16 protein-coding genes are annotated in these 17,872 nt (G+C 40.3%); 13 read left to right on the top strand and 3 right to left on the bottom strand.

Going from position 1 to position 17,872, the window contains the following annotated elements; translation table 11 throughout:
- Positions 1-175: 175 nt before the first annotated feature.
- Together FTU64_RS10240 and FTU64_RS10235 are read left to right on the top strand one after the other, a co-directional pair.
- On the top strand, positions 176-1,144 hold the full coding sequence (locus tag FTU64_RS10240) for an aliphatic sulfonate ABC transporter substrate-binding protein (RefSeq protein WP_180059705.1): 969 nt from the start codon (positions 176-178) through the stop codon (positions 1,142-1,144).
- Position 1,145: 1 nt separating this feature from the next.
- Positions 1,146-1,976, top strand: coding sequence for an ABC transporter permease (locus tag FTU64_RS10235; RefSeq protein WP_180055896.1), 831 nt, complete (start codon positions 1,146-1,148; stop codon positions 1,974-1,976).
- A gap of 113 nt (positions 1,977-2,089) precedes the next feature.
- On the opposite strand, the gene prmC is transcribed toward FTU64_RS10235, so the two are convergent.
- Together prmC and prfA are read right to left on the bottom strand one after the other, a co-directional pair.
- On the bottom strand, positions 2,090-2,908 hold the full coding sequence (gene prmC, locus FTU64_RS10230) for a peptide chain release factor N(5)-glutamine methyltransferase (RefSeq protein ID WP_180055895.1): 819 nt from the start codon (positions 2,906-2,908) through the stop codon (positions 2,090-2,092).
- Positions 2,908-3,996 carry a peptide chain release factor 1 gene (prfA, locus tag FTU64_RS10225; protein WP_078188570.1) on the bottom strand — a complete coding sequence of 363 codons (1,089 nt, stop codon included), beginning with the start codon at positions 3,994-3,996 and terminating at the stop codon, positions 2,908-2,910. Before prfA ends, prmC begins: the two co-directional genes overlap by 1 nt.
- 367 nt (positions 3,997-4,363) lie before the next feature.
- Here prfA and FTU64_RS10220 point away from each other — a divergent pair, with 367 nt between their 5' ends.
- The 5 genes from FTU64_RS10220 (at position 4,364) to FTU64_RS10200 (ending at position 8,342) form a co-directional block, all read left to right on the top strand.
- Entirely contained in the window at positions 4,364-4,792 is a 429-nt protein-coding gene (locus tag FTU64_RS10220) for a glycine zipper domain-containing protein (RefSeq protein WP_078188571.1), read from the top strand.
- 293 nt (positions 4,793-5,085) lie between these two features.
- Entirely contained in the window at positions 5,086-5,613 is a 528-nt protein-coding gene (locus FTU64_RS10215) for a hypothetical protein (RefSeq protein WP_168377731.1), read from the top strand.
- Between the two features lie 179 nt (positions 5,614-5,792).
- Positions 5,793-6,800: an LLM class flavin-dependent oxidoreductase gene (locus FTU64_RS10210; protein ID WP_180055894.1), complete on the top strand. Its 1,008-nt coding sequence runs from the start codon at positions 5,793-5,795 to the stop codon at positions 6,798-6,800.
- Positions 6,801-7,033: 233 nt separating this feature from the next.
- Positions 7,034-7,510, top strand: coding sequence for an inner membrane protein YiaA (gene yiaA / locus FTU64_RS10205; RefSeq protein ID WP_180007913.1), 477 nt, complete (start codon positions 7,034-7,036; stop codon positions 7,508-7,510).
- Between the two features lie 259 nt (positions 7,511-7,769).
- Entirely contained in the window at positions 7,770-8,342 is a 573-nt protein-coding gene (locus FTU64_RS10200; protein WP_180004943.1) for a flavoprotein, read from the top strand.
- A 980-nt stretch (positions 8,343-9,322) separates the two neighbouring features.
- Here FTU64_RS10200 and FTU64_RS10195 read toward each other — a convergent pair.
- Positions 9,323-10,159, bottom strand: a complete 837-nt coding sequence (locus FTU64_RS10195) for a pyruvate, water dikinase regulatory protein (protein WP_168377735.1) — start codon at positions 10,157-10,159, stop codon at positions 9,323-9,325.
- A 153-nt stretch (positions 10,160-10,312) separates the two neighbouring features.
- On the opposite strand from FTU64_RS10195, the gene ppsA reads away from it, so the two are divergent.
- From ppsA to FTU64_RS10165, 6 genes are all read left to right on the top strand, one after another.
- Positions 10,313-12,691, top strand: coding sequence for a phosphoenolpyruvate synthase (gene ppsA / locus FTU64_RS10190; RefSeq protein WP_078188577.1), 2,379 nt, complete (start codon positions 10,313-10,315; stop codon positions 12,689-12,691).
- A gap of 82 nt (positions 12,692-12,773) precedes the next feature.
- Positions 12,774-13,556: an RDD family protein gene (locus tag FTU64_RS10185; protein ID WP_180005233.1), complete on the top strand. Its 783-nt coding sequence runs from the start codon at positions 12,774-12,776 to the stop codon at positions 13,554-13,556.
- 302 nt (positions 13,557-13,858) lie between these two features.
- Positions 13,859-14,926, top strand: coding sequence for a ubiquinol oxidase subunit II (gene cyoA / locus FTU64_RS10180; RefSeq protein WP_078193967.1), 1,068 nt, complete (start codon positions 13,859-13,861; stop codon positions 14,924-14,926).
- Between the two features lie 3 nt (positions 14,927-14,929).
- Complete coding sequence (gene cyoB, locus FTU64_RS10175) at positions 14,930-16,918, top strand: cytochrome o ubiquinol oxidase subunit I (protein ID WP_078193968.1); 1,989 nt, start codon at positions 14,930-14,932, stop codon at positions 16,916-16,918.
- Between the two features lie 4 nt (positions 16,919-16,922).
- Positions 16,923-17,543, top strand: coding sequence for a cytochrome o ubiquinol oxidase subunit III (gene cyoC, locus FTU64_RS10170; protein WP_078188581.1), 621 nt, complete (start codon positions 16,923-16,925; stop codon positions 17,541-17,543).
- The gene (locus FTU64_RS10165) at positions 17,543-17,869 is read left to right on the top strand and encodes a cytochrome o ubiquinol oxidase subunit IV (RefSeq protein WP_078188582.1); all 327 of its coding nucleotides are present in this window, start codon (positions 17,543-17,545) and stop codon (positions 17,867-17,869) included. Before cyoC ends, FTU64_RS10165 begins: the two co-directional genes overlap by 1 nt.
- The last annotated feature ends 3 nt before the right edge of the window (positions 17,870-17,872 follow it).

Below are 17,872 nucleotides of genomic sequence, written 5' to 3'. Positions count from 1 at the left end.
TATATAAAAAAATTTCAGCACAATTAAATTCAATAAAATATTTTATATCAAATACTTATATTTGATTTATAAGCTTATCTCGTTTTCTATTATTCTTAGCATTTATTCTGTTTTGTTTCTGAAATATTTCCGTCGTATCTATGTGCTCATAATTCAACACTTGTTTGTGAACGATATGACTTCCCTATTTAAAAGCTCAAAACTAATTTTTTCTACGCTGACGTTCAGCCTACTCAGTAGCTCTATCTTTGCTGCTATTCCTTCGACACTTAAACTGGATTATGCCTACTATGCACCGACCAGTTTAGTGGTAAAGGAACAAAAACTCTTAGAAAAAGCTTTACCCAAGACACAAATTAAATGGGTCTTTAGCCAAGGCAGTAATCGCTCACTCGAATATCTGAATAGTGGCAGTGTGGATTTTGCCTCAACGGCAGGACTAGCAGCCGTTTTGAGTCGCGCCAATGGCAGTCCGATTAAAACCGTATACATCCAATCACAGCCTGAATGGACAGCATTGGTTGTGGCAAAAAACTCTCCGATTAAAAGTCTGAAAGACCTCAAAGGCAAAAAAATTGCAGCGACCAAAGGAACCGATCCGTTCCTATTTACTTTGCAGTCTTTAGAAATAGTCGGCCTCAATAAACGTGATGTGCAATTGGTACATTTACAACATCCCGATGGCAAAACGGCTTTAGAACGTGGTCAAGTCGATGCATGGGCGGGATTAGATCCTCTCATGGCATCGGCACAGGTACAATCAGGCACGCGTTTGCTGTATCGAAATGTGGGTTTTAACAGCTATAGCGTTTTAAGTACCAAACAACAATTTAGCCAGCAAAGTCCTGAAGCCGTTGAAGCTGTGATTAAAGCCTATGAACAAGCACGTCAATGGGCCAAAGCCAATCCAGATAAATTAGCCGAATTATTGGCACGTGAGTCCAAGCTTCCATTGGCTGTTGCCAAGCTGCAGTTGAGTCGTACCAACTTTGAGCAAAATATCCCAACAGCTAAACACATTGCGGCCTTAAAGAAATCTAGCACGATTTTGACTGAGGAAGATTTAGTTCGTAAAGGAACCAATGTCAATCAAGTCATTGACCAACTTTTTGATGCACGTTATGCGAAAAAGGTTGTGAAATAACATGTCATCATCAGTGACTCAACCCAAAATCGATACAGCGGTTTCGACCGCTTCCGATTCATCAAACCATATAAAACCCAAGTTGATCTTGATTTTAAAAGGTCTAACTCTTCCAGTGGTTTTATTGCTGCTATGCGAAATATTGGTCAAAAATGGTGTTATCGAACCCTATCTACTCCCTGCTCCAAGTAGTCTTTGGCAGTCCTTTATAGAGTTATCTGAAGGTGAACTTTGGCAGCATATCTGGACCAGTACTTGGCGGGTATTTTTAGGCTTTTTTATTGGTAGCGGACTTGCTCTGATATTTGCACTCTTGGTCGGTTTAAACAAACAAGCCGAAGCATTTTTAGAACCCACATTTTCAGCGATTAAATCCATCCCCAGTTTGGCATGGATTCCCTTACTGCTCTTATGGTTAGGTATTGATGAATCTTCAAAAATCACCCTCATTGCCATAGGTGCTTTTTTCCCGACCTATACCAATACCGTTGCAGCTATTCAAGGTGTAGACCGAAAACTCATTGAAGTTGCTCAAGTTTATCGTTTGAAATATTTGAGACAGATTCGTGAGATTATTTTACCTGCAGCATCACCGGGTATACTTACAGGCTTACGCAATAGTTTAAGTTTGGCGTGGATGTTTATGATTGCAGCAGAGTTGATTGCAGCCACGCAAGGTATTGGCTATTTGCTCAGTGATGGTCGTGAAACCTCACGTCCAGATATCGTAATTATTGCCATTATTCTATTGGCGCTCTTAGGGAAAATCACCGATAGCCTGATGAAATATCTAGAACAATATCTATTACGTTGGCGAGATGTGGTGAAGTAAACCTATTTTCTACACTTGCAAATGCACGCATACAAATGCTCACATGTGCATTGAAAAACAAAAAAATAAAGCGCATTCAATGCGCTTTATTTCTGACTATCTCTAATACCAAATCAATGTTGCCACTGACCTAAACTGACACGGTCATTACCACCATAATCTTTTACAGTCCGAACATTTCGATATCCAGCCTGTAAGAACAAATGTCTGACTGCTTCCCCTTGGTCATAACCATGTTCGAGCACCACCCAACCATTCACGGTTAAATGTTTTTTGGCTTGAAGAATGATTTGTTCAAGATCTGCAAGTCCATGATTGTCTGCAACCAAAGCACGTTCAGGCTCTGTCGCCAAATCCTTCATGTGTACATCATCAACATCGATATACGGCGGATTTGACACAATTACATCAAAGAAAGCACGTCCAAAAGGTTTCAACCAAGAACCTAAGACAAACTGCACATGTTCAAGATCATGCTTTTTGGCATTAAACTCAGCAACTTCCAAGGTAGGTTCGTAAATATCCGAAGCTACAATTGACCACTCTGGACGTTCACTGGCTAATGACAAGGCTACAGCGCCAGTTCCTGTTCCTAAATCCACCACACGAGCATCTTCAGGAAGTTCTAAACGGAGTACAGTTTCAACGAGCACTTCGGTATCAGGACGTGGTACCAAAGTATCTTTAGTCACTTTTAAATCTAGCGTCCAAAATGGCTGAGAACCTGTGACATAAGCCAAAGGCTCACCTGCGGTAATACGATCAAGACTGTCGACATACAGTTGTTCTTGTTCTGCCGTCAATTCTTGATCCTTTTTCATGATTAAATCAAAAGAATCAATCTTGGTGATGTGCTCTAACAACCACGCATTTTCCTGACGTTCATAACTTTCAGGTTCACCACGATAGGCCAAAGCCTGTGCAATATTCATTAGCCACCATTCTGCTGTGCTAATAATGCCAACTGATCGGCTTGATATTCACGATGCAAACTATCTAGCAATTCAGTCAAATCACCTTCCATCACTGCATCTAACTTATACAGTGTTAAGTTAATACGATGATCAGTCATACGACCTTGTGGATAGTTATAGGTACGAATACGCTCAGAACGGTCACCAGAACCTACCAAGTCACGACGCATTTCAGACGTCGCTGCATCTGCCGCTGCGCGTTTAGCATTTTCTAAACGAGAAACCAATAGCGCCATCGCTTTGGCTTTGTTTTTATGTTGTGAACGTTCGTCCTGACATTCTACAACTGTACCCGTTGGAATATGGGTAATACGTACAGCAGAGTCAGTTTTGTTAATGTGCTGACCACCCGCACCTGATGCACGATAGGTATCAATACGTAGTTCTGAAGGATTAATTTCTACACTGGTGTCTACATCAATTTCCGGCAAAATCGCAACAGTACATGCCGAAGTATGCACACGACCTTGTGACTCAGTTGCAGGAACACGCTGTACACGATGCGCACCACTTTCAAATTTTAAGCGGCCATATACGCCTTCACCATTGATGAGGCAAATTACTTCTTTATAACCGCCATGTTCGCCGTCATTTTCAGACAACACTTCAATACGCCAACCTTGTGATTCAGCATATTTACTGTACATTCGATACAAGTCACCCGAGAAAATGGCAGCTTCGTCACCACCCGTTCCGGCACGGATTTCTAAATAGGCAGAGTTCGCATCATTCGGATCTTTTGGAATCATCAGAATGTTTAAGTCTGCTTCAAGCTGACCAATCAAAGCTTTATTTTCTTTAATTTCTTCAACGGCCATTTCTTTGAAATCTGGATCCGTCATCATCACTTCAGCAGTTTCAATATCTTCTTCTGCTTGACGGTATTTTTTCCAAACTTCAGTGATTTCAGATAAATCACTATGCTCACGTGACAACTGACGGAAACGTTTATTGTCTGAAATGACTTCTACATCTGCGAGTAATGCATTTAATTCTTCGTGACGGTCAGAGAGCTGATCTAATCGTAAACGTAACGATTCTTTCATTTTTCAAAAAATCTCAATACACAGGCTCTACCGCTAAACTTTCACGGATATGCCAAAATTCAAAATAATGGGGCTAGTGTACCGATAATGGGTCTGAAATGACATATATATTGTTTTTTGGCCTATCAATGACCCTAAATATCAAAGTGTGAACTTCATCACTCCTACCTTTCTCCACAAAGTCGTACAGATTTTCTGCATTCGACCATTTTTTTCACAATATTAATAAAACTTATACAAACTAGACACTCAAATCACCAAATAAAGAGAAAGCTCTCCATATTTATAGCGAATAGTTTTGTTACATTTACTGCCATCGACATGATTAAGAAAAGTCCTCGCGTTTATGAAGGACATGGAGTGAACTATGAAACTGAATACTCTTTTAATGACAGCCACTCTAGCAACTGCTTCTATGTTCACTGTGTCTGCAAATGCAGATAGTACAACACGCGTTGCTGCAGCTAGTGCATTAGGTAGTGTTGCAGGTACTGCAATTGGTAAAAACATGGGCGGTAATACCGGAGCTACAATTGGTGCCGCTCTTGGTGGTGCTGGTGGTGCTGCGGTAGCAAGTAATAAACGCAACCGTACAGAATCTGCTATCGGCGGTGCTTTAGGTGGCGGTACAGGTTATACCGTTGGTAAAAGCATGGGCGGTACAAACGGTGGTTACATTGGTTCTGCACTAGGTGCTGCTGGTGGTGCGGCTTTAGGTAATAAAATCTCTAAAGACAAAGCTTACGACAAACAGCAAGAACGTAAATACAAAAAACGTTACCGTCGTCGTCACTAATTCAAAATTAGTGAGTCCAAATTTATTGGATAGTGAAAAGAGCACCTTCGGGTGCTTTTTTTATGTATCGCCTTTTTTCAAATGATAAATACAACTTTATTTATTGCAGCTCATACATATGTAGATTTGCCTTCTCTCCAACCAAGTCATCAATCATGTAGAAATAAAGTGCAAAATTTACATTGCAGCAACGGAACACGTATTTTATTTCACATCACGCTCCAAATATTCGCTATGTGTTTTCATATATTGATATCAACAGATAAACATCATGCTTCGTAAGGAGTTTAAAAATGAAAATTAATAAAATTCTATTCAGTGCAGCAATTGCCGCTTCAGCGCTTACCATGACTGCGACACATGCAGGTAATAGCACCAATACTGCATTAACATCTGCTTTAGGTGGTGTTGTTGGTGCAGCAATCGGGAACCAAGTTGGCGGCCAAACAGGCGCAATGATTGGTTCAGCAATTGGTGGTGGTGCAGGTGCTGCTGCATCAGCGAATAAACGTGACCGTAATGGTGCCATCATTGGTGGCGCACTTGGTGGCGCGGGTGGTTATACCGTAGGTAAAAACATGGGCGGCACAAACGGTGGTTATATCGGTGCTGCACTTGGTTCAGCCGGTGGTTCTGCGCTTGGTAAAAAAGTGTCTGAAGACCGTCGCTATGATGACCGCTACAATGGTCGTTATGATGATCGCTATGACCGTCGTTATAACAACCGTGGCTATCGTACCAATAATTACAGCTACAACGACCGAGGCTACCGTGGAGACAATGGTCGTCACTTAGGTTGGTACAAAAACGGTAAACGTTAATCGAGATATTTCAATGAAAAAAATCAGCACCTTCGGGTGCTTTTTTTGTTTATAAAAAAAAGTTTAGATATACCAAAAGTTGACTTTTTACACAGCCCAACCAATATATCGAATTTATTCGATATACATTAGGCGTTTTATATCGTATTATTTCGATATAAAGATCTCTGAGAGAAAACATGCGCACTCTAGCCGATACAAAATTTTCAATACTTGAACTCGCACCTGTTCGAGATGATAAAACCATCGAATTTTCACTCAAACATGCACTCCAGTTAACACAGAAAGCAGAACAACTTGGCTATGAGCGTCTCTGGTTAGCCGAACACCACAATATGGATGGCATCGCAAGTTCTGCAACTGCGGTTTTACTCGGTTATCTCTTAGCAAATACACAATCCATCAAGCTCGGTTCAGGCGGGATTATGTTGCCCAACCATGCGCCGTTGGTTGTCGCTGAACAATTTGGCACACTTGAAACGTTATATCCCGGCCGCATTGAACTCGGCTTAGGTCGAGCGCCGGGTACCGACCAAACCACCATGCGCGCACTTCGCCGTGGCCGTCAGGAAACCGAAGACCAATTTCCACAAGATGTCCTTGAGATATTGCAATACTTCAAAGCACCTGAGCCACAGCAGCGCATCATTGCTACACCGGGACAAAATACACATGTTCCTGTATGGCTTCTAGGTTCAAGTCTATTCAGTGCACAACTCGCTGCACGTTTAGGTCTACCCTATTCTTTTGCTTCACATTTCGCACCACGCATGCTTGGACAAGCAATTCAGCTCTATCGTGAAAATTTCCAAGCATCCGAATATTTAGATCAACCTTATGTCTCTATGGGCGTACCAACGGTTGTTGCTGAAACAGATGAAGAAGCAGAATATCTGGCGACGAGTGCTTATCAACGCGTTTTAGGTTTAATGCGTGGTCAAAGTTTAAAACTCAAAGCTCCAGTCGACAGTATGCAAGGCTTATGGTCTGCTGCAGAAAAGATGTCTGTTGATAATTTCTACGCTATGGGACAAGTCGGTTCAAATGCAACCGTTCGAGCAGGTTTAGAAAACCTACTCACCAAATATGACGTTGATGAATTTATTTTCACCTGTGACATTTACGATACCGACAAGCGCATTGAAAACTTCGAACGTTTAATGCAAATCAAAAATGATCTCGCTTAAGACTCTAAGCTTAATAATCTAATCCAAGCGTTTAATCCGTCTAAAGGCAGAATTGTGACTACATGTTTTGTGGTTCTTTAGACGGATAGCAGTCAACAGATAATATGGTTTCGGCTAACAACGACCAAACCTGTACTTAAAAACCATCATTGCCTCAACGAAATAATTGCTTTACTCATTTTCATTCCTGTATAAATATTAAACACAAGCAAAACAATGAGAAAAATAAGCAGATGAGCCAATATATTAATAAACCCACACCCGCATTTATCGCAGCAAGTTGGTGTGCCCTCATTTTAGGCGCTGTAGTGTTTTGCATAGGTTTATTCAATGCAAATATGATGCTGAATGAAAAAGGCTTTTATCTCATTTTATTGCTCTATGGATTATTTTCATCGGTTTCACTACAAAAAATCATTCGTGACCGTTTAGAAGGAATGCATGTCACTGCAATCTACTTTGGACTGTGCTGGGCATCCGTCATTATTTGCCTCGTACTTCTTGCCATTGGTCTATGGAATGCTGAACTGGCATTAAGTGAAAAAGGTTTTTACATGATGGCTTTCCTAATGAGTCTGTTTGGTGCAGTTGCTGTACAAAAAAATATTCGTGATATGGACTATTTACGTACCCATACCGACCAACCCGAACTTAAACATTCAACCACGAGTCAGCTTGACTATAACTCATCAGATGATGAACCACTTTAAAACTCACAAAATTATAGATCTCAAAAGCTGTTCATGCAGGTCGCTCATTATTTCGACCTGCTTGAGCGAAAGATGAACTTCAACGCATAAAAAAATCAGTTCACTCCTAGAAATGTATAAATGACAAGGGCCAAGCAAATCAATTCTAGACAAATTGTATGACTCATCAGACTGAAAAAACGCTTTACCCCGACTGGCCCATCACAGAATATATTCCTATCTAAGACTCAACTAAAAAAACAAAAGACAAGGAATAAATATGGCCAACAAGCAGGATGCAACCCACCATATTTTTAATAATCATCTAGAGGATTTTGAACACTTTCGTGGAACGATCATCAGTTCAGAACAGATCAAAGATTATGATTTTAAGAATCAAAAAATCGCAATTATTGGGATAGATCAGCATGTGGTCTCTGAACTACATCATCTATGTCAGGTTGCAGATAACATCATGGTCTATCAAATCAAACCGCAATTTGTTTTACCGCGTACTGAACGTCTATTGAATAAATTAATTCAACATCCACTGATTGCAAAAAATCGACGTTTATTTAGCAATCGTATTAAGAGTATTTTGGCGATTCGCTTTTTAGAAGATCAAGTGCCGAACCATTGGTTAAGACATTTACTCAGTCCAAATACCGCAATTCAGAACAAAACCTTCCTAAAATCTGATCATTATTATGCAGCATTACAGCAGCCAAACTGCATCTTAAATACTTGGCCAATTGCAAAAATTCAGAGTAATTCAATCACGGCTTTAGATGAGCATACGTTTGAGTGTGATGTCATTGTGCGCAGCGAATCTAACCAGCCTAAAGAAAAGTAATTACAATGAAATGATTTTCACATAACATTTACTATAATTTATCCGATTGATCAAAACTCACAACACCAAAAGCCATCTCTGGCGGCTTTTGCTAGATCCCCTACTATATTGGATACTTTCATTCGATAAGGCTAAGGATTCTTAAAAATCCATAAATGAAAATAGCTTTATCAGCTCTATTGCATAAATCATGCATCAGCACTACACCTGTAGATAGAGCGAGTTTATAGAGGTGTAACTTGGAATAATTATGATCAATATAGCTATAAGAAGATTAGTCAAACCAATAATTTTTTCAGTGCTTATTTTTTTTACACAGCTCTATTTACTCCTTAACTGTAAGTTGAAAAATTTATATTGATGCTTATGTTCAACCGATATTTACCTATATTGTTATCTATATTTAATAGGAAAATAACAGATTGAAATCCAGTTTAAATATCAATTTATATCGGAGTTTAGAGCCTGAATGTTATTAATTTGACTATTTTTCACCCACATCAATTAAATAAATGGTGCCATTTCTTTATATTTAGTATCCAAAAGCAACTGTTTGATTATTTTTTATTCTATTTTCTGCCTATTTTTTTAGCATTTAAATTAGTATTTTTGAAAAATTGATTAAATATTAAACCATATTAGCTAAATCTTGTATTTATACAACTCATATCAAGTGGATTATTCAGGCTTAATTCATAGATAAAAATACAGCAAAACACGGATTTTTATAAAAGATTTGTGCTGTCAATTTGGCCATATTTTATAAATTTTCAGCCAAAGAAATTCATCGAACTGGTACACAAATGAATGCAAAAATTGCTTAAAATTTAAGTCTAAATATTGAGGAAAATTTTCATCAATATCTTAAATATTTATCATTCATTAAAAGTATGACAAACCAGAAATTAATACTATTTTTATATAATTTATACAGTAATTTATTATCATCAGAAGAGCCACTAAAGTGGCTCAATTTACACTTAACCAATGCGACGCTTCAGTCCGGTCATTTGTAAAACACGTGTAGAAATTTCTTCAATCGACATTTCTGACACGTTTAAGTATTTAATTCCTTCTGAAATATAAATACCTTCAATCGCACGTAATTCCATCTGGCACTGACTAAAACTTGCATAACGACTATTGGCCTTACGTTCTGAACGAATTGCTACAAGGCGCTCTGCATCAATCATCAAGCCAAATAACTTATGCTTATGTTCACGTAAAACTGCAGGTAAACGGTTGTCATCCAAGTCTTCTTCTGTCAACGGATAGTTCGCTACACGAATACCAAATTGCAAAGAGAGATAGATGGAAGTCGGTGTTTTACCCGAACGTGACACGCCAATTAAAATTAAGTCGGCTTTGTCATAATGACGAGTACGTGCCCCATCATCGTTATCTAAAGCAAAATGCACCGCATCAATACGTGCTTTATAAGACTCAGAATCTGTTACTGCATGGGTTTGACCGACTAAAGTTGTAGGAGCTGTGCCTAACTCGTCAGATAATTTACTAATAAGCCCTTCAAAAACATCAAGATTTACTGCATCTGCCGTATTAATAATGTCACGTACATACGGGTCAACAAGGGTGTCAAACACCAAAGGCTTTTGACCGTCTTGCTGCGCTCTAAGATTGATCTCTGCAACCACATTTGTAGCTGCTTCTTCAGAGGTAATATAAGGAATAATATGAATGTCAAAATCTACATGAGGGAACTGGGCTAACAGTGAATGACCAAGCGTTTCTGCGGTAATCGCGGTACCATCCGAAACAAAGAAAACACTACGCTGAATCTGTTTACCTTCTGACATTAAAATTCTCCTCCAAAATTTGTCTTAGTGCTATATAATCATTATAGTAAACCATCTTACATGACTGTCACTTAGTAAATTTAGAATGCTAAGTAATTTGTTATAATTTCATGCCAAGATAGTGATTAATACTGCAAAAGTGGAGTAACAACTTTGGAAGCGCGCGTAATTGGTCTAGAAAAATTAGGGAAACACGACGTAGAACTCGTGGGCGGTAAAAACTCATCATTAGGTGAAATGATCAGCCATCTCGCAAATGCTGGTGTATCTGTTCCTGGTGGTTTTGCTACTACAGCTCAAGCATATCGTGAATTCCTCGAGCAAAGTGGCCTGAACGCTAAAATTAACGCTGAACTTGCTGCACTCAATGTTGACGATGTAAATGCACTTGCTGAAACTGGTGCGAAAATCCGTCAATGGATTGTAGACACTCCGCTGACTGCTGAACTTGAAAAAGAAATTCGTGAAGCTTTCACAGCTCTTTCAAACGGCAACCCTGAAATCGCGGTTGCCGTTCGTTCATCTGCAACTGCAGAAGACTTACCAGACGCTTCATTTGCAGGCCAACAAGAAACTTTCTTGAACATCCGTGGTATCGATAACATCCTTGTTGCGATTAAAGAAGTATTTGCTTCACTTTATAACGACCGCGCAATTTCTTACCGTGTACACCAAAACTTCGCACATGACGTCGTTGCGTTATCTGCTGGTGTTCAACGCATGGTTCGCTCTGAAACAGGTGCTGCTGGTGTAATGTTTACACTTGATACAGAATCTGGTTTCCGTGACGCAGTTTTCATCACAGCATCTTATGGCTTGGGTGAAATGGTTGTACAAGGTGCAGTTAACCCTGACGAATTCTATGTATCTAAACCACTTCTAAATGCAGGAAAACACGCTGTATTACGTCGTAACCTTGGTTCTAAACACCAAAAAATGATTTATGGTGAAGAAGGTGCTGCGGGTAAATCAGTGGTTGTTGTAGACGTTGAAAAAGCAGATCGTCAACAATTCGCTTTAAATGACCACGAACTTCAAGAACTTGCTAAACAAGCATTGATCATTGAAAACCATTACGGTTCAGCAATGGACATCGAATGGGCGAAAGATGGCGATGATGGCCAAATCTATATCGTTCAAGCACGTCCTGAAACTGTGAAGAGCCGTCAAAATGTAGGCACAATGGAACGCTACCTTCTTAAACAAAAAGGTAATGTGATTTGTGAAGGTCGTTCAATCGGTCAACGTATTGGTTCTGGTCGCGTGCGTATCGTGACTTCAATCAAAGAAATGGACAAAGTTCAAGACGGCGACGTACTTGTATCTGACATGACTGACCCAGATTGGGAACCAGTAATGAAACGTGCTGCTGCGATTGTCACTAACCGTGGTGGTCGTACTTGTCACGCTGCGATTATTGCACGTGAACTTGGTGTCCCTGCAATCGTAGGTTGTGGTAATGCAACTGAAGTATTGACTGACGGTCAAGAAGTGACTGTGTCTTGCGCTGAAGGTGACACAGGCTTTATTTACGAAGGTTCTTTGGACTTTGAAATCCAACGCAACTCTATCGAATCTATGCCTAAACTTCCGTTCAAAATCATGATGAACGTAGGTAACCCTGACCGCGCATTTGACTTTGCTCAAATTCCTAACGAAGGTGTTGGTCTTGCTCGTCTTGAGTTCATCATCAACCGTATGATCGGTGTACACCCTAAAGCATTGCTTAACATTGACAGCTTACCACGTGAAACTCGTGCTGCTGTAATGTCACGTACTGCGGGTTATGCATCCCCTATCGAATTCTATGTTGAAAAACTAGTTGAAGGTATTTCTACTCTTGCTGCAGCGTTTGCTGACAAACCAGTGATTGTTCGTATGTCTGACTTTAAGTCAAACGAATACGCAAACTTAATCGGTGGTAAGTTATACGAACCTGAAGAAGAAAACCCAATGCTTGGCTTCCGTGGTGCAAGCCGTTATGTGTCTGACAACTTCCGTGACTGCTTCGAACTTGAATGCCGCGCACTGAAAAAAGCACGTGATGAAATGGGCTTAACTAACATTCAAATCATGATTCCTTTCGTACGTACTGTTGCTGAAGCGAAACGAGTTATTGAATTGTTAGCGCTTAACGGTCTTAAACGTGGTGAAAATGGTCTTAAAGTGATCATGATGTGTGAACTTCCAACTAACGCATTGTTGGCTGAACAGTTCCTTGAACATTTCGACGGTTTCTCTATCGGTTCTAACGACTTAACTCAGTTAACACTCGGTCTAGACCGTGACTCTGGTATCGTTTCTCACCTATTTGATGAACGTGATCCAGCCGTTAAAGCACTTCTATCAATGGCAATCCATGCTTGTCGTAAAGCTGGCAAATACGTAGGTATTTGTGGTCAAGGTCCTTCAGATCACCCTGACCTAGCTAAATGGTTAATGGAACAAGGCATTGAGTCTGTTTCGCTTAACCCAGACTCAGTATTAGACACATGGTTCTTCCTTTCTGAAGAAAAAGCTCAACAAGCTTAATAAACTGTGTTAAAAAAAGACCCACATGTGGGTCTTTTTTTTTATTTATACTTTTACAGACGTTTTTTGAGATTTTAGTTTTATGCAGATTTACTTGGCACGAAATAACCAACAAGCTGGTCCCTACACCTTAGAACAACTTAACCAAATGCTCGCGAGCCAACAAGTGTTACTCACGGACTTGGTTTGGCACCAAGGTATGACCGAATGGAAAGCTTTGGGTGAACTCACTCAAGGTCAGTTGGTTTATATGCCTGCAGGATATACTGCACCAACAGCATTCGAATCAAATCAAACTGCAACTACGCCATCAAATACCTATGCACAGCCTCAAGCGGTACAAGAGCAAACTAGCCTAGCTAGTATTCCTAAACGTGTTTTGGCGAAAATCGTCGATTTACTGCTTTGGATACCAGCAACTTTTATCTTAACGGCATTTTTTAGTCCAAGTGAAAAGACACAATTTGCAAATCTGAATGAACAGTTTATGCAAGCTGTGATGACCCCAAATGCTGACCCCAATGTTTTACAAGCACTACAAACACAAATGGTTGAAATGTTTCCCAACCAAGCTTGGATTGCAATGTTTGCTTACCTCTTCATTATGCTTTTCATTCAAGCGTATTTGATTGCTAAATCAGGTCAAAGCATTGGTAAAAAAATCACCAAGATTAAAATTGTAGATGCCGAAACCAGTCAACCTGTAAACCTCATGCGTGGCTTCACTTTACGCAGTGTTTTATTTATTTTCCTGAACTTTTTATCAATGCCATTAAGCGTAATCATCGATTCCGTTTTCATTTTCGGCAAGAAGCGTCAAACCTTGCATGACAAATTGGCAAAAACCAAGGTAATAAACCAATAATTTTCACTTTTATTCAGGGATGATTTTTTCATCCCTTTTTTGTGCATTATATTGAAATTAAAATAAAATTTAGATAAAAAAAATACAATCCTGACTAGCAAAATAGGGTTTTAATACAGTCATTTAAAGCATCTTTATGTATAGCTTAGTTTGCCGATATCAGGCATAATGCCCTACAACGTAGCGGTGTCGCATCATTGTGACTGTTTTTTCATGTCTGAAAAAATCACAATCATGCGACACTTTATTCGCTATCCCAAATTTTAAATTTAGGGAATGGGACTCTTCACCGAGGTTGTAAAATGAGACAAACAATTTTAGCTGTATTGTCTTTATCTGCGATCGCTGCACTCTTAACTGGGTGTGGTGGTGATATGGTACTTCTAAACTCAAAAGGTCCAGTTGCTGAAGGTCAGTCAAACCTCATGCTTACTGCGATCTACCTAATGTTGTTGGTCGTTATTCCATCAGCACTTATGGCTCTTTGGTTTGGTTGGAAATATCGCGCGTCAAATAAAGATGCAGACTATGCACCTACTTGGGCACACTCGACTGCAATTGAAGTTGTAGTTTGGGGTATTCCCGTAATTATTATCGCTATTTTAGCTTGGTTAACTTGGTGGGGTTCCCACAAGTATGACCCTTACCGTCCACTCGAGTCAGATAAAGCTCCTTTAACTGTTCAAGTTATTGCTGAACAATTTAAATGGATCTTCATCTACCCTGAACAAGGCATCGCGACTGTAAACGAGATCCGCTTCCCTGAGAAAACTCCTGTAAGCCTTCGTTTAACATCTAACTTCACAATGAACTCATTTTTCATTCCGGCGTTAGGTGGTCAGATTTATGCTATGGCAGGTATGCAAACTCACTTGAACTTATTAGCTGATGAAACTAGTCCTGCTGAAGGCTTCCGTGGTTTCTCTTCTAACTATTCAGGTTATGGCTTCTCACAAATGCGCTTCCGTGCACATGCTGTGACTGATGCTCAGTTTGCTGAATGGGTTTCTGCTGTTAAAGCTGGTAATGGTTCTTCAGTTAATCCTGAAGCGGTTCAAAAAACTGTTTTAGACCAAGCTGAATTTGCAACCTTACGTGACGGCAACCGTTCTAAACACCAGATCGAAGTTTTAGTTGCCAAAGCAACTACTCCTGAAGAGAAGGCTCTAGCTGAAGCAATGAAGCCTTACCCTACTAAGCCACACCCAGTGACTTACTATTCTTCAGTTGAACCTAAATTGTTCGAATCAGTGATTAACAAATACATGAGCAACTACCACGGTGCTGATCATACAGCTACTGTTGGACACGAAGCTGCTGCTTCTGAAGCTCATGCAGGCGTTGAACATGCGACTGTTGCAGGGGAATAAGACATGAGCTTATTAGGTAAGTTAGGACCAGATGCAATTCCACACGATCCAATCGTGTTGGTTACTGTTGCAATGATGATCCTTGGCGGTATCGCAATTGTTGCTGGTATCACCTACTTTAAAAAATGGGGCTACTTGTGGAACGAATGGTTCACATCTGTAGACCATAAAAAAATTGGTATCATGTATATCCTCGTGTCAATTGTCATGCTTGTGCGTGGTTTTGCCGATGCGATTATGATGCGTCTTCAACTGTTCCTTGCAAAAGGTGGCGGTGAAGGTTACTTACACCCAGAACACTATGACCAGATCTTTACTGCCCATGGCGTAATCATGATCTTCTTCGTAGCAATGGGTCTAGTTGTTGGTTTAATGAACGTTGCTGTACCACTTCAAATTGGTGCACGTGACGTAGCATTCCCATTATTAAACTCTCTTAGCTTCTGGTTATTCGCCGGCGCAGCGGGCTTAATGATGGCTTCTCTTGCAATTGGTGAATTCGCTGCAACAGGTTGGATGGCTTACCCTCCACTTTCTGGCATCGAATACTCTCCAGGTGTAGGTGTAGACTACTATATCTGGGCACTTCAGGTTTCTGGTCTAGGTACGCTTCTTACTGGTGTTAACTTCTTCGTTACCATCATTAAAATGCGTGCGCCTGGCATGAAACTTATGGACATGCCTATTTTCACTTGGACTGCATTAGTTACTGTAGTGCTTATCGTTGCAACATTCCCAGTTTTGACTGCGACTATTGCAATGCTTTCACTTGACCGTTACTTCGGCTTCCATTTCTTTACAAATGACATGGGTGGTAGCCCAATGTTGTATGTAAACTTGATTTGGACTTGGGGTCACCCAGAAGTTTACATCTTGGTATTACCTGCTTTTGGTATTTACTCAGAAGTTACTGCTGTGTTCTCACGCAAAGCGTTGTTCGGCTACAAATCAATGGTGTACGCAACTGTAGCAATTGGTGTTCTTTCACTAGTTGTATGGGTTCACCACTTCTTTACAATGGGTGCTGGTGCCAACGTTAACGCGTTCTTTGGTATCATGACCATGATCATTGCGATCCCTACTGGTGTGAAAATCTTCTCTTGGTTATTCACCATGTACAAGGGCCGCATCACCTATACAACTCCAATGCTTTGGACACTTGGCTTCCTTGTGACTTTCGGTATTGGTGGTTTAACAGGCGTATTAATGGCAGTTCCACCAGCGGACTTCTTAGTACACAACTCTTTATTCCTTATCGCTCACTTCCATAACGTAATTATTGGTGGTGTAGTGTTCGCGATGTTCGCGGGTATCATTTTCTACTGGCCAAAAATGTTTGGTTGGAAATTGAATGAAACTTGGGGTAAAGCAGCGTTCTGGTTCTGGTTCTTCGGTTTCTACTTTGCATTCATGCCACTTTATATCCTTGGTTTCATGGGTATGACTCGTCGTTTGAATACATATGACAACCCTGAATGGGATCCGTACTTAGCGATCGCTTTATTTGGTTCTGTATTGGTTGCTATCGGTATCTTCTGTTTTGTTATGCAAATCGTTGTTGGTTTCCTTCAACGCAAAGACAACATGGACGTTACTGGCGATATCTGGGATGGTCGTACTCTTGAGTGGGCTACTTCATCTCCTTCACCATTCTATAACTTTGCTTATCTTCCAAAGATCAATGGTATTGATACTTTCTGGACTGACAAAGAAAATGGTGTTGCTTACGCTAAGCCAACTACATACGAAGACATCCATATGCCTACAAACCGTGCGGCAGGTTTCGTAATTGCAATGTTTATTACAGTTATGGGCTTCGCATTAATCTGGCATATCTGGTGGTTAGTCGTTGTAACTTTCATTGCTTCAATTATCAGCTTCATCGTTTCTTCTTTCACTAAGAAAGTTGACTACTATGTTCCAGCTGCAGAAGTTGAACGTATTGAAAATGAACGCTACGCGCTTCTTGAAAAACATTTGAAGAAGGACTAAGACAATGGCTGAAGTACTTCATCACGACAACCACGGACATGACGAACATCATCATCACGATGATACTGACATCACTGTCTTTGGTTTCTGGACTTACTTGATGAGTGACTTGGTTCTTTTCGGGACACTCTTCATCGCGTTCGCTGTATTAAGTAGCCACGTTCCAGTGGGTACGCCAAGTGCACAAGAGCTGTTTGGTGAATCTTTAGGTTTCGTTTTAACTGAAACTTTCGCCCTTCTTATCTCTTCTGTAACTTTTGGTTTTGCTGTTCTTGCAGCATACAAGAAAAATGTTGGTCAAGTTTTAACTTGGTTAGCAGTTACTTGGGTATTTGGTGCAGCCTTCATTGGCATGGAACTTTATGAGTTCAATCATTTAGTTCATGCTGGTCATGGCCCAAGCACAAGTGCGTTCTTATCTGCGTTCTTTACTTTAGTTGGTACGCACGGTATTCACGTAACTTCTGGTTTGGTATGGATGCTTGTGTTGATGTTCCAAATCAAGAAATATGGTTTGACACTTCCAAACACTCGTCGTCTTGCTTGCCTAAGCTTGTTCTGGCACTTCCTTGACATCGTTTGGATCTGTGTATTCAGCGTTGTTTACTTGATGGGAGTTATCTAATGAGTCACGATCATAACTCTGCTGGTGCAGCTCACGGTAACGTTAAACAATATACAATCGGATTTATCCTTTCTGTTCTACTTACCGTAATTCCATTCGGTATGGTAATGGCAGGTGGTTTTAGCCGCGGTCTATTGGTTGCCGTAATTGCGATTACTGCGGTTGCTCAGGTTCTTATTCAGTTAGTTTACTTCCTGCATATGAACTCTTCTTCAGAGCAACGCTGGAACGTGATTGCATTTGTTTATACAATCCTCACAATTGCTATCCTTTTAGTAGGTTCTGTGTGGATTATGAACTACCTTCACTTCAATATGATGATCTAAACT

Source organism: Acinetobacter sp. YH12128 (assembly GCF_013418655.1).
Classification (GTDB): Bacteria; Pseudomonadota; Gammaproteobacteria; order Pseudomonadales; family Moraxellaceae; genus Acinetobacter; species Acinetobacter amyesii.
This window is presented reverse-complemented; position numbering and strand designations above follow the sequence as displayed.

Coding starts and splice junctions, on each gene's coding strand:
- FTU64_RS10240 (WP_180059705.1), top strand. CDS start 176: ATGACTTCCCTATTTAAAAGCTCAAAACTAATTTTTTCTACGCTGACG.
- FTU64_RS10235 (WP_180055896.1), top strand. CDS start 1,146: ATGTCATCATCAGTGACTCAACCCAAAATCGATACAGCGGTTTCGACC.
- prmC (WP_180055895.1), bottom strand. CDS start 2,908: ATGAATATTGCACAGGCTTTGGCCTATCGTGGTGAACCTGAAAGTTAT.
- prfA (WP_078188570.1), bottom strand. CDS start 3,996: ATGAAAGAATCGTTACGTTTACGATTAGATCAGCTCTCTGACCGTCAC.
- FTU64_RS10220 (WP_078188571.1), top strand. CDS start 4,364: ATGAAACTGAATACTCTTTTAATGACAGCCACTCTAGCAACTGCTTCT.
- FTU64_RS10215 (WP_168377731.1), top strand. CDS start 5,086: ATGAAAATTAATAAAATTCTATTCAGTGCAGCAATTGCCGCTTCAGCG.
- FTU64_RS10210 (WP_180055894.1), top strand. CDS start 5,793: ATGCGCACTCTAGCCGATACAAAATTTTCAATACTTGAACTCGCACCT.
- yiaA (WP_180007913.1), top strand. CDS start 7,034: ATGAGCCAATATATTAATAAACCCACACCCGCATTTATCGCAGCAAGT.
- FTU64_RS10200 (WP_180004943.1), top strand. CDS start 7,770: ATGGCCAACAAGCAGGATGCAACCCACCATATTTTTAATAATCATCTA.
- FTU64_RS10195 (WP_168377735.1), bottom strand. CDS start 10,159: ATGTCAGAAGGTAAACAGATTCAGCGTAGTGTTTTCTTTGTTTCGGAT.
- FTU64_RS10185 (WP_180005233.1), top strand. CDS start 12,774: ATGCAGATTTACTTGGCACGAAATAACCAACAAGCTGGTCCCTACACC.
- cyoA (WP_078193967.1), top strand. CDS start 13,859: ATGAGACAAACAATTTTAGCTGTATTGTCTTTATCTGCGATCGCTGCA.
- cyoB (WP_078193968.1), top strand. CDS start 14,930: ATGAGCTTATTAGGTAAGTTAGGACCAGATGCAATTCCACACGATCCA.
- cyoC (WP_078188581.1), top strand. CDS start 16,923: ATGGCTGAAGTACTTCATCACGACAACCACGGACATGACGAACATCAT.
- FTU64_RS10165 (WP_078188582.1), top strand. CDS start 17,543: ATGAGTCACGATCATAACTCTGCTGGTGCAGCTCACGGTAACGTTAAA.